The sequence below is a fragment of the Pseudolysinimonas sp. genome (genome assembly GCF_031389465.1).
Taxonomy (GTDB): domain Bacteria; phylum Actinomycetota; class Actinomycetes; order Actinomycetales; family Microbacteriaceae; genus Pseudolysinimonas_A.
Map to the genome: position 1 here is coordinate 24,629 of NZ_JANMSQ010000026.1, position 11,792 is coordinate 36,420.

General features: G+C 68.2%; 16 protein-coding genes and 1 pseudogene. 7 read left to right on the forward strand and 10 right to left on the reverse strand.

From position 1 onward, the window contains the following. Positions 1 to 42: 42 nt before the first annotated feature. On the reverse strand, positions 43 to 693 hold the full coding sequence (locus tag RMO30_RS01015) for an NAD(P)H-binding protein (RefSeq protein WP_309708322.1): 651 nt from the start codon (positions 691 to 693) through the stop codon (positions 43 to 45). A 95-nt stretch (positions 694 to 788) separates the two neighbouring features. Here RMO30_RS01015 and RMO30_RS01020 point away from each other — a divergent pair, with 95 nt between their 5' ends. Further along, positions 789 to 1,160, forward strand: coding sequence for a helix-turn-helix domain-containing protein (locus RMO30_RS01020; RefSeq protein WP_309708325.1), 372 nt, complete (start codon positions 789 to 791; stop codon positions 1,158 to 1,160). Between the two features lie 67 nt (positions 1,161 to 1,227). On the opposite strand, the gene RMO30_RS01025 is transcribed toward RMO30_RS01020, so the two are convergent. Further along, positions 1,228 to 1,497, reverse strand: coding sequence for a hypothetical protein (locus tag RMO30_RS01025; protein ID WP_309708327.1), 270 nt, complete (start codon positions 1,495 to 1,497; stop codon positions 1,228 to 1,230). A 404-nt stretch (positions 1,498 to 1,901) separates the two neighbouring features. After that, positions 1,902 to 2,204: a hypothetical protein gene (locus tag RMO30_RS01030; protein WP_309708329.1), complete on the reverse strand. Its 303-nt coding sequence runs from the start codon at positions 2,202 to 2,204 to the stop codon at positions 1,902 to 1,904. A 47-nt stretch (positions 2,205 to 2,251) separates the two neighbouring features. On the opposite strand from RMO30_RS01030, the gene RMO30_RS01035 reads away from it, so the two are divergent. Then, positions 2,252 to 2,521: a hypothetical protein gene (locus RMO30_RS01035; protein ID WP_309708331.1), complete on the forward strand. Its 270-nt coding sequence runs from the start codon at positions 2,252 to 2,254 to the stop codon at positions 2,519 to 2,521. On the opposite strand, the gene RMO30_RS01040 is transcribed toward RMO30_RS01035, so the two are convergent. Next, entirely contained in the window at positions 2,518 to 3,312 is a 795-nt protein-coding gene (locus RMO30_RS01040; protein ID WP_309708334.1) for an EAL domain-containing protein, read from the reverse strand. The genes RMO30_RS01035 and RMO30_RS01040 overlap by 4 nt on opposite strands. Before the next feature lie 142 nt (positions 3,313 to 3,454). On the opposite strand from RMO30_RS01040, the gene RMO30_RS01045 reads away from it, so the two are divergent. Then, entirely contained in the window at positions 3,455 to 3,772 is a 318-nt protein-coding gene (locus tag RMO30_RS01045; protein ID WP_309708337.1) for an ATP-dependent DNA ligase, read from the forward strand. A 183-nt stretch (positions 3,773 to 3,955) separates the two neighbouring features. Next, on the forward strand, positions 3,956 to 4,186 hold the full coding sequence (locus RMO30_RS01050) for a hypothetical protein (protein ID WP_309708340.1): 231 nt from the start codon (positions 3,956 to 3,958) through the stop codon (positions 4,184 to 4,186). A 4-nt stretch (positions 4,187 to 4,190) separates the two neighbouring features. Here the strand turns inward: RMO30_RS01050 and RMO30_RS01055 are convergent, their stop codons facing one another. Next, positions 4,191 to 4,592 carry a DUF3052 domain-containing protein gene (locus tag RMO30_RS01055; protein WP_309708341.1) on the reverse strand — a complete coding sequence of 134 codons (402 nt, stop codon included), beginning with the start codon at positions 4,590 to 4,592 and terminating at the stop codon, positions 4,191 to 4,193. Between the two features lie 103 nt (positions 4,593 to 4,695). On the opposite strand from RMO30_RS01055, the gene RMO30_RS01060 reads away from it, so the two are divergent. Genes RMO30_RS01060 through RMO30_RS01070 form a run of 3 tightly spaced genes read left to right on the forward strand, consistent with a single transcriptional unit; the run spans position 4,696 to position 8,708 of the window. Beyond that, on the forward strand, positions 4,696 to 5,205 hold the full coding sequence (locus RMO30_RS01060) for an RNA polymerase sigma factor (protein ID WP_309708344.1): 510 nt from the start codon (positions 4,696 to 4,698) through the stop codon (positions 5,203 to 5,205). Beyond that, complete coding sequence (locus tag RMO30_RS01065; protein WP_309708346.1) at positions 5,198 to 6,115, forward strand: hypothetical protein; 918 nt, start codon at positions 5,198 to 5,200, stop codon at positions 6,113 to 6,115. The genes RMO30_RS01060 and RMO30_RS01065 overlap by 8 nt, the downstream gene beginning before the upstream one ends. Before the next feature lie 4 nt (positions 6,116 to 6,119). Further along, positions 6,120 to 8,708, forward strand: a complete 2,589-nt coding sequence (locus RMO30_RS01070) for a hypothetical protein (RefSeq protein WP_309708348.1) — start codon at positions 6,120 to 6,122, stop codon at positions 8,706 to 8,708. Positions 8,709 to 8,722: 14 nt separating this feature from the next. Here RMO30_RS01070 and RMO30_RS01075 read toward each other — a convergent pair whose 3' ends face one another. The 5 genes and pseudogenes from RMO30_RS01075 to RMO30_RS01095 all read right to left on the reverse strand — a co-directional run. Continuing rightward, a complete protein-coding gene (locus RMO30_RS01075; RefSeq protein WP_309708350.1) occupies positions 8,723 to 9,502 on the reverse strand; it encodes a DNA-formamidopyrimidine glycosylase family protein in 780 nt (259 codons plus the stop codon). Next, positions 9,503 to 10,042, reverse strand: coding sequence for a thermonuclease family protein (locus RMO30_RS01080; protein ID WP_309708353.1), 540 nt, complete (start codon positions 10,040 to 10,042; stop codon positions 9,503 to 9,505). 5 nt (positions 10,043 to 10,047) lie between these two features. Beyond that, positions 10,048 to 10,443 (reverse strand): type II toxin-antitoxin system VapC family toxin, encoded by a 396-nt coding sequence (locus RMO30_RS01085; protein ID WP_309708355.1) that lies wholly within the window; start codon positions 10,441 to 10,443, stop codon positions 10,048 to 10,050. Next, entirely contained in the window at positions 10,440 to 10,703 is a 264-nt protein-coding gene (locus tag RMO30_RS01090; RefSeq protein ID WP_309708357.1) for a type II toxin-antitoxin system VapB family antitoxin, read from the reverse strand. The genes RMO30_RS01085 and RMO30_RS01090 overlap by 4 nt, the downstream gene beginning before the upstream one ends. Before the next feature lie 32 nt (positions 10,704 to 10,735). Continuing rightward, positions 10,736 to 11,792 (reverse strand): annotated as a pseudogene (locus RMO30_RS01095) (ATP-dependent helicase); the annotation flags it as partial.

Sequence of the window (11,792 nt, forward strand, 5' to 3'; positions counted from 1 at the left end):
CCGGTGAGCCTACCGGGGGCGCGGAGGGCGGGAACGCGCGGCCTAGTACGCGGCCGTGAAGCGCGCCCGCGGGTGAGCGTGCTTCTCGATTTCGTCGACGATCGCGAGGGCTAGGTCGGCCCCCGAAATCGTGGAGATGCCGTCGGCGTCCTTCAGCAGCACGTCGCCACCGAGACGGTAGGTGCCCTGCGACGGGGTCGCGAGCCACGAGCCGAAGTCGGCGGGCGGGCTCACGTAGAACCAGTCGAGCGCCTCGGGGGATGCCTTCAGCGTGGCGAGTGCCGCGACCCCGGTCTCGACTTCCGGGCGCACGTCCTCGGGCAGGTGATCCTTCGAGACCTCGAACACCGTCGGGCCGCCCTCCTCGGTCTGCAGCGACGACGCGCCGCCGACGTAGCCAAAGCGGGTCGGCGTGCCGGTGAGGCGGGTGATGAGGTCGTCGATCGCTGCTTCGACCTTGCCGGCCATGTCGCCACGCGGCGACAGGGCCGAGATGACGACATCCCGACCCGGCAGCACGGCGTCGAGCGTCGCGCTGTCGAGGGCGGATCCGACGACGTACTCGACGCCGTCGACGCGCGTCTCAGGTTCCGACCGGCTCACTGCGGTGACGTCGTGTCCGCGCTTCGCCGCCTCCGCGACGATCGCCGCCCCCGCGTAACCGGTGCCGCCCAGAATCGTGATGCGTGCCATGTAGTGCTCCTTTACTCTCTTTCGGTAACTGGGTTACCATAAGTCATGCAAGCAGGAGAGCGGAAGTACGCACTTCGAAGTAAGGGAGGTACGTCGTGGTGAGTGTCCTGGCCTGGGACCCGTTCAAGCAGGAGTGCCCGTCACGCCGCCTGCTCGACCGCATCGGCGATCGGTGGACGGTGCTCATCGTCGTCACCCTCGCCCCGGGCCCTCAACGCTTTTCGGCGCTCGCCGCACAGGTCGGCGGCATCTCCCAGAAGATGCTGACCCAGACGCTGCGGTCGCTCGAGCGCGACGGGTTTGTCACGCGAACCGTCTACCCCCAGATTCCGCCCCGCGTCGAGTATGAGCTGACGGCCCTCGGTCGGTCGCTCCTCGGGCCGCTCCGTGCACTCGAAGAGTGGGCGGTCGAGAACATGACAGAGGTTGTCGAGCACCAGCAGGAGTATCAGGCCAGCTCCGCCTAAGACGGGAATGTCCCGGGACCGTCGATCCCGGGACTTCCGGTGCTGGTGCCGTGCGCGGCGAAGACTCTCATCGCGGCGGCAACAGGGTGTGATGGGCGCGATCCCAATCGAGTTCGCGCGCCTGTCGGGCTCGGGCGTTCTCCGCGTTCAGCGCGAGTTCCTCGCGGGACAGCGCGTAGCGGCGGCGGCCGTAGGTGATGAGCAACAGGCCCAGGCGTAGCGCGAGCTTGTCGAGAGCGCTCGGCCGTCGCGAGGTGAGTCGCGGGGCTTCGGCCTCGCCATGCGGCTGCAGGGCTCCGGCCTGTTGCGGCGGATGGGTGGACAGGGTCGTAGACAAGGTGGGTTCCTCACAGGCGTGATCGGTGCCGCTTGTGACGGCGATCGGGGCGTCGACCACATCGGGCCCGAGTGGGGCGTCGACGAGTCGTGAACGGGGCGTCGATCCGTGAGCAGTCGGTTCAGACTGCGGATTGGGGCTTCATCAGCATCGCCACCGTGAATCGGCAGCGGTTGCCCGAGAAGAGCGTCCGGTTAGCCGAGACGGCAGGTGAGGATGCCGACGAAGCCGGCGGTACGAGTGGGGATCATCCCCGTGAGCACTGCGTTCATGATCAGCCGGCCTCCTTTCATCTATCGGCGTAGCGCGGAACCGCGCGTCGCCCACGATAGCGGGGCGCGACGACGAGGATCAAGGGCCGCACGCGATAACGCGGCCTGAACTCGATATCGGATCGGTAACGACTATGTCGCCGGCACCTTGTCGGGTTCCGGAATGACGCGCATGCCGGTCGTCGTGTTCGCCGAGTCGATCAACAGGTCGAGCCACTCCCGGTTGATCTCGCCCGATTCTGCAGCGAACTCGAAGCGCAGGGTCGATGCGGTGTTGACCCAAATCGTCGAGCGACCACCCTTCGGGGCGTCGATCGTCAGGGCGAAGCTCTCGTTGCGTCGCAGCTTCGCGAGCACGACAAGCTCGACGTGCGCGAGAGCGCGGTCGTCAAACTCAAAGGTCGCGGGGGGCGAACCGTAGTGCAGAGATCCCATCCGGTCGATCCTATTCGGCGACCGGGTCGCGTGTGTAGCCTGACGGAGTGGCGAACGTGAACCGACTGACCGTTGATGGGCGTGACTACTTCCTGCCTGACCCGGTGACGGACCTGAAGCACGAGATCCTTGTCGCCATCCAGTCCGGTGGCGGCTACGTCAACATCCCGCCCCTGCGTGGCGGCCCCGGGATCGACATTCTGTTCTCGCCCGGCCTGGGAGTGACCTGGTCGCAGATCGATGTCGGCGGCGACAACGAGGCGAGCGATTCGGATGCCGACGGCTCGTCGTCGCAGGACGACCAGTACGGCATCTAGAGCGACGCCACTCCGAGCAGGAAGGGGTCGAGGTCGTCGCCAGGCACGGGTGGCGCGAAGTAGAACCCTTGGGCGCGATCGCAGCCCCAGTGCATCACCCGGTCGAAGTGCTCCTGGGTCTCGACTCCTTCGGCAACGATGACGGCGTCCCGCTCTCGAGCGATCCCGATGCATCGACGCACCAGGTCATCGGTCGAACGGGCCGGGTCTTGTACGAGCGACTTGTCGATCTTCACCTCGGTGAGCGGCAGTCGCCGCACGAGGTCGAGTGACGTGTGCCCGGCTCCGAAGTCATCGATCGCAACCCCGACGCCGCCGTCGATGAGTGTCGTGAGAGTGGTGATGACGGCGCGGGAGTTCGAGATCGCCGGCGACTCGGTGACCTCGACGGTCAGTGCCCGATGGGGCAGCTCGAGTTCCGTCAGGCGCCTGAGGAGCGTCTCGGCGAAGCCGGGGCCGAGTTCACTCGGCGAGGCGTTGATCGCCATGCCGAGGGGGATGCCTCGGCGATGCCAGTCGGCGGCCAGACGGCCCGACTCTTCGAGCATGAAGTGGCCGACCGCGGCGATGAGCCCATACTGTTCGGCCACATCGATGAATCGCCGGGGCAACAGCAGCCCGTACCGAGGATGCCGCCAGCGGCACAGCGCCTCGAGCGCGACCACCCGTCCACTCGACAGGTCATATTGCGGTTGGTAGTAGGCGGTCAACTCACCGGCGATGAAGGCATGGCGGAGCTGTCCCGCCAGTTCTGCCTGTGTCGCGAAGTGCGACTCATCGCCCGGGCCCACCCTTCCAGGCTCACGGCCGTGGGGGTCGGGGTCAACGCTCGCCCGAGCATCCATTGCCGACGTATACTACGCGCGCCATCGGGCGATCAAGGCCCCCCATTCCGAGCGCCACCGACGGAGTCAGGCGGGATATCGTCGGGTCATGGGCACTCTGACCTACGACTCCAAGTTGGCCGTTTCGCTCGACGACCGCGTGCTGGCCCACCTTCAGGTGGTGATCTGGTCGAAACTCCGGCGCGGCGAGCACTTCGCGTTCACCTGGACCGAGCCGTCGCGCAGCGGCTTCGGCCGCACGTCGATCTGGCTCGCGCCGTCGATTCCGCTCACCTTCGAGTATTTCGGCGGTCGGCAACCGCGGCTCAACGCGCAATGGGTGCAGATTCTCACCAAGTCGGCGAATTCGCCGGGCGGCCTGGTGCTCACCCCCGAGCCCCCCGAGAAGGACGCGCCGGTCGGCTAACCGAGCGGCGGTGGTCTGTCAAGACCACCTTCCGGGACCGAGGGTCCGCTTAGCGTCGCGAATGTGTCCCCACAGCATCCTTCGCCCCAGGCTCCCGCGACCGCGCGTCGCGCCGATGTCCATTGGATGAGCCCCGCGGTCGGTGTTTGGGTGGCGACTCGTCGCGGCAACCAAGTCGGCACAGTGGAACGGCTCGACGGCGCATACCACGCGACAAACGCCGCAGGCCGCGCGCTCGGGTCGTTTGAGGATCTCGCCTCCGCCTGTGACGTCGTCGAAGGCACGCAGCGGCGAGCGGGTATCCGGCGCGCCGACCGAGCGATCATCGCCGTGCTCTGGGGGATCATCGGCGGCGGCGGCGCGGTTGCCCTGCTGCTCGTGATCGCGTTGTTCCAAATGGGCGGCCAGGCCTAACCGATCAACCCCGGTTCTCTTTCCGCCAGACGATCTTGAGCGCCGACCAGTCGGTATCGAGTGCCGCTACCTTCACGTCGACGAGCCCGCGCAACAGAGCCGTGTCGCGCACGAGGTTCTCATCGACGTCGCTCAGGTGGCCCGCTGCTTTGCGCGGCCAGGCGATCCACAGCGCTCCCGCGGGGAAGATTCGCCGCTCCTGCTGCTCGACGGTGCGGCGCACCTGGTCGGCTGACGAGACGAACGCGAGCACGACATCCGCATCGCCGCCGCCACGCAGCTCGAGGTCGGGCTCGACTTCGAACGCCCAGTCGTCAGGCGCGCCCACGACATCCCAGGTGACCCCCGGCTTGAGGCCAAGCTTCGTCGCCTGCGGGGTTCCGGAGTATCCGGCTGAGGCATCCACAGTTTGAGTATGGCGCGCGCGCGCCCGGTGCGGGATGCTGGCGGCAGCTCGATTTTCTCCCCATCCGGTCAACCCGATCGGGTGGCCCGCGCGTCGAGGAACTGTGGGCACTACCGTGGCGACAAGGACCCAGGTCGACCTGGATGCTTTCGTGGCGCACGAGTACCCGAAGGTCGTCGCCGCGGTGGGGCTCATCACCGGCAACCGGCAGGATGCCGCCGACGCCGTGCAGGATGCGATCGTCGGCTTTCTCGCGAAACCCCCGACTCGCGAGATCACGAACGTCGCCGCCTGGATCACCGTCGTCGCCAGCAACCGGGCGCGTGACCTTCAGCGCTCCCGTGGCGCCGAGTCGCGGGCCTACGCGAAGGTCGGAACCGACGACGAGAGCTACGACTCCGCGCTGGCCGGGCTCGACATCGACGTGCTGAAAGCGCTCGAAGAGCTGCCGCGGCAACAGAAGGAAGTGTGCGTGCTGCACTACCTCCTCGATCAATCGGTGGAACAGGTCGCCGAAGGTCTCGGAGTCAGTACCGGCACGATCAAGACCCAGCTGCACCGAGCCCGCAAGGCGCTCGCGGCGCGACTGAGGAAGGAGGATCACCATGGCTGAGCCCACCGGCGACTACGCCGGACTCGACAGCCGCCTGCGCGACGCGCTCGGACAGGCGGCGGAACAGGGTGACTCCACCGGGGTCGCCGACGCCATCCGCTCGCGGGTGGCCGCCGGTGACTCCGGTACTTCGGTCGCTGGTGGGACTGCCCCGGGTTGGGGTGGCGCAGGCGTGTCCGGCTGGTTGCCGTGGCTCGCGCTCGTCGTTCTCGCGGGTGTGGCCGGTGGCGCTGTCGGCGCTTCCGGACTCGCCGGAGCGGAGCAGCAGAACGTCGTCGCCGGCTACACCGTCGTGCTGGATGACACTGCCCCCGCGTACGCCTGCCCCGGCGGTTTGGAAATCGGGTCGCTCTCGGCGGGCGACCGCGTGCTCGCCGTGGCGCGCTCGGAGGATTCCGAGTGGCTCGGGGTACGCGACCCGAACGCGTTCGAGCGGGTGTTGTGGTTCGAGCGTTCCGTCGTGATCGTTGATTCAGATCAGCCGGATGTCGCATCCCTCCCGGTCGACGCCTGCCCCGTCGTCGCGATCGAGATCATCCCGCCCGCCCCCGTCGCGACCGAGGAGCCCGCACCCGGCCCCGCGCCAGGCCCCGCGCCCGGCCCGAGTGACACCACGGCGCCGAAGATCAACACCGCGACGGGCACCCCTAACCCGCTGTTCAACACGGATCCCTTGCTGCTTCGCGTGACGGCCGGCGACGGCGTTGGAGTCGTCGGGGTCGACGTCTCGTGGTCGGGCGAATTCACCGGTAGTGGCAGCATGAGCCCCGTCGGCTCCGAGTGGCGACTGACCTTCACGCCGCCGAATGACAACGGGGGCGACATCTTCTTCACTTTCCGCGCACGTGACGCCGCAGGCAACCTCAGCGCCCCGGTCACGATCACCATCGACCACCAATACTTCGGGTGAGACCATGACCGTTCCCAAGTGGCTCATCCCGGTGCTCGCGATCGTCGCGGCGGCGGGTGTCGCGGTCGCGGCGACCCTCATCGGCATCCGTTTCGCGGCCCCGGTGGTCGTGGAGGCCGCACCGGAGTACGAGATCGTGCCGGTGCTCGCGCCGATCGCCGAGGGCGACGAGCCGCCTGCCGGTTCGGGTGACGAGTCCGAGGTGCCCGCCCCCACCGACGAGCCCGGCGAAGCGTCCGACGTCGTCCCGATTGTGGTGAGCGAAGCGGTCGCCGAACGCGAGGTGACGATACCGGCCGATGGCGGTGCGACCGACGAGACCGACGCGTCACTCCTGCGATTCCTCAGCCTTCTCGGTACCTGGCCCGACCCGATCTTCGGGCTCATCAACTTCACCGACGACGACCGCGGCGACGGCGACGACCCGTGTGCGCCGCGAGGGGGTGAACCCGCCGGAGACTGCCCCGAAGGGCTGCGCAGCACGATCCTCAGCGACACGGCGCTGCGCGACTTCGTCGCCGGTGGCCAAGCGTTCCCGCCGACCTACGACGAGTACCTCGTCGAGGGGAACCCGTTCGGCGGCTCGCTGTGGTGCGATGGACTCACCCCGGGCGATGGCGAGGTGCCGTTCGGCATCCTGGCGACCGCGCCCGGCGCCTTCACGGTGCGCTACTGGCCGACCGCCGATCCCGCCGCCGTGGAGCGGGTGGATCTGCTGAGCACGACGGAGCAGATCGCCGATTGGGAGGCCGAAGTCGCCGACCCCGAGGGCTTTGCGATCGTGCAGCAGTGCCTCACGCTCGGCGGGATCGAGCCCGGCACTGCGTACACCGCGATCATCTCCGGCCGCGACATCCACGACCGGGCGTCGCCTCCGCACACGGTGCGCTTCCACTCGGGCGGCGAGCCGGTGCACCCCGCCCTCCAGCTCAGCACGGTGGGGTCGAATCTGCTGCTGACGAGCGCGCTGCGACCCGACGACGGAACGGTGCAGATCCGGGCGGCCCTCGTCGAGGACGGCACGGCGCCGAGCTGCGACATCCCTCCGAGCGCCCGCACACTCATCCCGCTGGCGAGCGTCGAGTCACCGCAGACCCCTGACCAGGTCAACGCGGTCAACGCGCCGCCGAATTTCCGCACCAAGCTCGTGCAGTCCTACGCCGTACCCGAAGGGGCCACGGTCGTCGTCTGCGCACGCTGGTTCCCGGCCGGCGACGCCCCGGAGTGGGAGCGCACGCAGGCCGACTACGAGTCGTCGGCGATCGTGCAGACCGCCGACCGCGTGCTGCCGAGCGTTTCGCTCTTCGATGTCGCGCGGTTCGACGACGCCGTCGACCACATCGACATCGCGGTCGCGTCGCGCGAGGGTTCGACCTGCTTCGGGGCCCGGTGGGATCGTGAGCTCGACGAGGTGCTGCCGATCAGCATCTGCCACTCGACGATGTTCGGTGCGGGGGGCGCGTCGGGCGACTCCGAACACCTCTGGGATCGCGGGTTCAGCGGAGACCTGGTGCTCCGGCTGACCACCACGCTCACCTCCGGCGAGGCGTCGGAGACCGAGTACCTCATCCCCGCCGCCGATGACGGTTGCCGCGGAGTGTGCACGCCGCCCGAGCGCCAGTGGTATCGCGTCGCCCTCGCGGATGTCACCCAGGGAACCGGATTGTGCGGCTCGTCGTTCGGAGCGGACTGCACGCCGCCGAGCCGCGAGGTCGCCGCCGGCACCGCGACCTTCTTCGTCGACTGGACGCAGGAGCTCACGAACGGCCGTAGTTCGTGGCACGTCACCCCGACCACCGACCGGCCCGTCGACTACGTCGCGCCGGACACCCCGCAGATCCAGAACGACGAGTCCTGGGCCTTCAGCGAACCGACGGTCGCGGTGCCGTGGACCTCGACCTCGCTTCGGGTGGAGGTCGACCGTCCCGTGACCTACACCCTTCGCTTCACCGGAAACGGCATCGACGCAGGCCCGAGTTGCGCCGACGGCAGCCTGATGCAGAACAGCGGGACCAGCGTTGTCGGCCCCGGTGGCATCCAGGTGATCGACCTGCGGATGAGCGGCCTCTGCCTCGGCGCGCAGTATCTCGTCACCCTCGAACTCGTCGACGAGGCCGGTCGCGCGACGACCTGGTCGCTCGATCGCGACGAATCCTGGTGGGGTGGCACCGCGCTCGTCCTCGCCCCCGCCCTCCACGCGACCCTGAGCTACCGCGTGGACGCGCAGACCTTCTCGCGCTCCCACCTCGACACGTTCCGGCTCGAGCTCAACGGCAGCAGCCTCGGCATCCAGGAGGATCGCTTCGGCCGCTGCCTCGAAGACGGTCTGATCTTCAGCGAGGGCGCGGTCGAAGATCTCCGCATCTACAACAGCAACCGCATCGAGTTCACGATCAACACGAGCGAAGCCCAGCGCTGGCATGACGCCGAGGCGTGGGGGGTCGACTGCTTCCCGGGGACGGCAGAGGGCGAGGACGAGGTGGCCGTCATCGAACTGGATCTGGCTCGGCTGTTCAGCCGGGATGGCATCGTGATCGACATCGACGACCGCTACAACTCGCGGGTCACGCTGCGGGCGACCCTGACCGACTGATTCGTCGACGCTTGTCAGATCTGGCAGCGCGGACACCAGGTGACGACGCGTTCTTGACCCTCGAGCCGTCCGAGCTCGCCGCCGATCAGCCGCGTGCCGCACCGCCGGCACGGGCGACCTCTGCGGCCGTAGACCCACGTCGTGTTCCCGGCTCGCAGATTGCCCGTCGTGGATCGCGTCCAACGATCCTTGTTGGCCTGAAGCATCCGCTCGGCCAGGTCTACTACTGCAGGCAGGTCGCGCGTCTCGCCGACGGGACGTGTCGGCAGCACGCCACGCAGAAAGCAGATCTCGTTGGCGTAGACATTTCCGATGCCCGCGAGATTCCGTTGGTCGAGCAGGGCGAGGTAGACCGGCACTTCAGGATGCTCGGCCAGCCGTCTCGAAGCCTCGACCCCATCCCAGTCAGGCCCGAGCAGGTCGGGGCCGAGGTGGCCGACGACATCCTCTTCATCGGTCGTTGTGATGACCTCGAGCAGGCCGAGTTCGAAACCGACCGCCTGAACGCTTGGGGCGTCGAGCACGACCCGCGCGAGGTGCGCGGGTCGGGTCCACTTCTCCCCGGGCGCGAAGGTGCGCCACGCGCCGTCCATCTTCAGATGCGAATGGATGCTGAACTCGCCCACCCGGTGGAATAGGTGCTTGCCGCGCGCGACGACCTCGAGAACGGTCTCGCCGGCGAGGTCGACGGTTGCGAATCCGGGCACCCGAAAGTCGGTCTTTTCGAGCACCAGTCCGGCGAGAGCCGCATGCTGCGTCTTCGCGGTCTTCCAGACGGTGTCGCCCTCGGGCATTCAGCAGCTCCACATCCCGAGGTTCGCGCGGGCGGCGGCGTCTTCGGCCGCGAGGAGCTCGTCGAAATGCAGATCATTGGGCGCAACCCGAATCGCCTCGGCAAATCCGCCCTCGACGAGCGCGAGGTTGATGAAGGTGCCGTCGCCGTTCCACAGGTAGAGGAGCAGGCGGTCGTAGTCGTCGAACGGGTCGACGTCGGGGTCGACGAGCAGCGTGCTGCCGATCGGTGCGAGGCGCAGCAGTTCGGCTTCCGCCTCGTCGCCGAAGCATTCGTACACCGGGTAGACCTCGGGGGTGTCGATGCCGACCAGCCGCACGTTCTCGACCGCCCCGCTGTCGTCGCGCAACCGGAGGGTGTCGCCGTCGGTGATGTCGACGACGGTCATCTCGGCCGCGTCGCTCGGGGCCGGGATGCCGCTGTCGACGACCGGTGCGCCCGGTTCGGCATCCGGGGTCTGGGCTGCAGGTTTCGACTGCTGGGCGATGACGATCCACACCGCGAACGCCGCGAGCGCGACCACGACGAGGATCACGACCACCCGCCTCATTCGAGCGCGCTTCGGATGTCGGTGTGACCGAAGTCGTCGCCCTTGTAGAGCAACGGTTCGCCCGTCGCCTTTGCCAGGGCGTAGGCGAAACAGTCGCCGAAGTTGAGCTGAGCCGGATGACCGCTGCCCTTTCCGAAGTCGCGGTACGCCGCTCGCGCGATCTCGGCCTGCTCCGGCGTGAATGCCTCGATCTCGACCCCGAAACGACTCAGGATGGTGTCGACCACACGTACCGTCACAGGATCGCGGCGGGCTTCGATCACGATCGAGGTCTCGAGATAGGTCCCAGCGGACATCCGCAGTCGCCCCGCCCGAAGCATCGCCTCAGTGAGAGCTGCCGCGTCGGGCTCGTCGCGCACGACGGCGACGACCGCCGACGAGTCGATGATCATTTCGGGAGTCCGCGTTCGTCGTAGAGATCCTCAGTGGGGTCGCGATCTCCCCAGGCTTCGCGAAGCCCGGGCGCGACCTGCCGAACGAGATGCATGATCTCGTCGACGCGGGCCTGCACCTGCTCGCCTGGTTCTCTGCCCAGTTCTGCGAGACGGCGTTCGACGGCATCGGTCACGGCATCCGTCTGGCTCATGCCGGTGAGCGTAGCCAGCTCGCGCACCAGGGCGTGGGTGCGCTCGTTCTTGATGTTGAGACTCACGTCTACCATTCTACCGTGAAGGGGTAGACGGTCTACCCGCGCAGTCGTAGCCCTTGCGGCGTTGGCGCGAAACCGGCAGCGACGAGCGCGTTGCCGAGCGGCGTTCCGAGTGAGAACGCGCCGTCGATCTTCTCGATACGTAGCCGCCCGCCCCCACGTCGCACGGCGGCGGTGAGCGACTCAGCGGCCGCGGTGAGGCGCTGTTCGTCGGCGGTGAACGTCAGCACGGTCTTGCCGCCACGTTCCACGTAGATGTCGAGGGCGCCATCCACGAGCACCACGAGTGCGCCGGCTTTGCGACCGGGTCGGTGGCCCTCGGCTTCGGGCCAACCCAGCGCGGCGCCGTAGGGGTTGGCGGGGTCGGTCGCGCCGAGGGTGACCGCTACCGGGGCGGTGCCCTCCTCCGGATCAGCAGCGAAGGTGCGTAGTCGGTCGACAGTCGCCGGGGTGGCGAACTGCGCGGCACCGAGCCCTTCGACGAAGTAGCCCCGACGGGTGCGGCCCGTCTCTTCGAGTCCGGCAAGCACCTTGTAGGCGAGCGCGAAGCCGCCCGCGACGCCTTCGGAGACGACAGCACCCCGCGTCACGACTCCGTGGCGTTCCAGAAGGGTCTCTGCGAGAGCGGCGGAGCGCACGGTGGTGTTCGGTTGCGGAGCAGGGAGGAGGGACCAGCGGCCTGCGACGGTTGGCGGCGCGGTGGAGTTTGGAGCGGAGGCCATTTCTGGCCTCCGCCACGACCCCAGCGCCGACGCCCGTCTCGGGCGTCGGGTCACAGTGGCACGAGGTCTGGGAGTTGCGCCGAGTCGCGCACGCAGCGGAGCGAGGGTGTCGTTGCCGACCAGCCCCGCCCACACCAGATCCCACAGCGCGGCGGCGAGGTCTTTGTCATCCACCGGTTCGGTCAGGCCGACCGCGGTCGAGAGCTGTCGGAAGAAAAACGCCCCACCGCCGGCGAGGGCGTCGATGACGCGCCCGTGCAGGTCGCCCTGCTCGCTGAAGTTCGGCTCGAACAAGGTGAGGGGTGCCGCATCTGCGAGGTGCAGCGCGACCCAGCCGTCGCCGCCCGGAAGCTCACCACGACCCGACCAG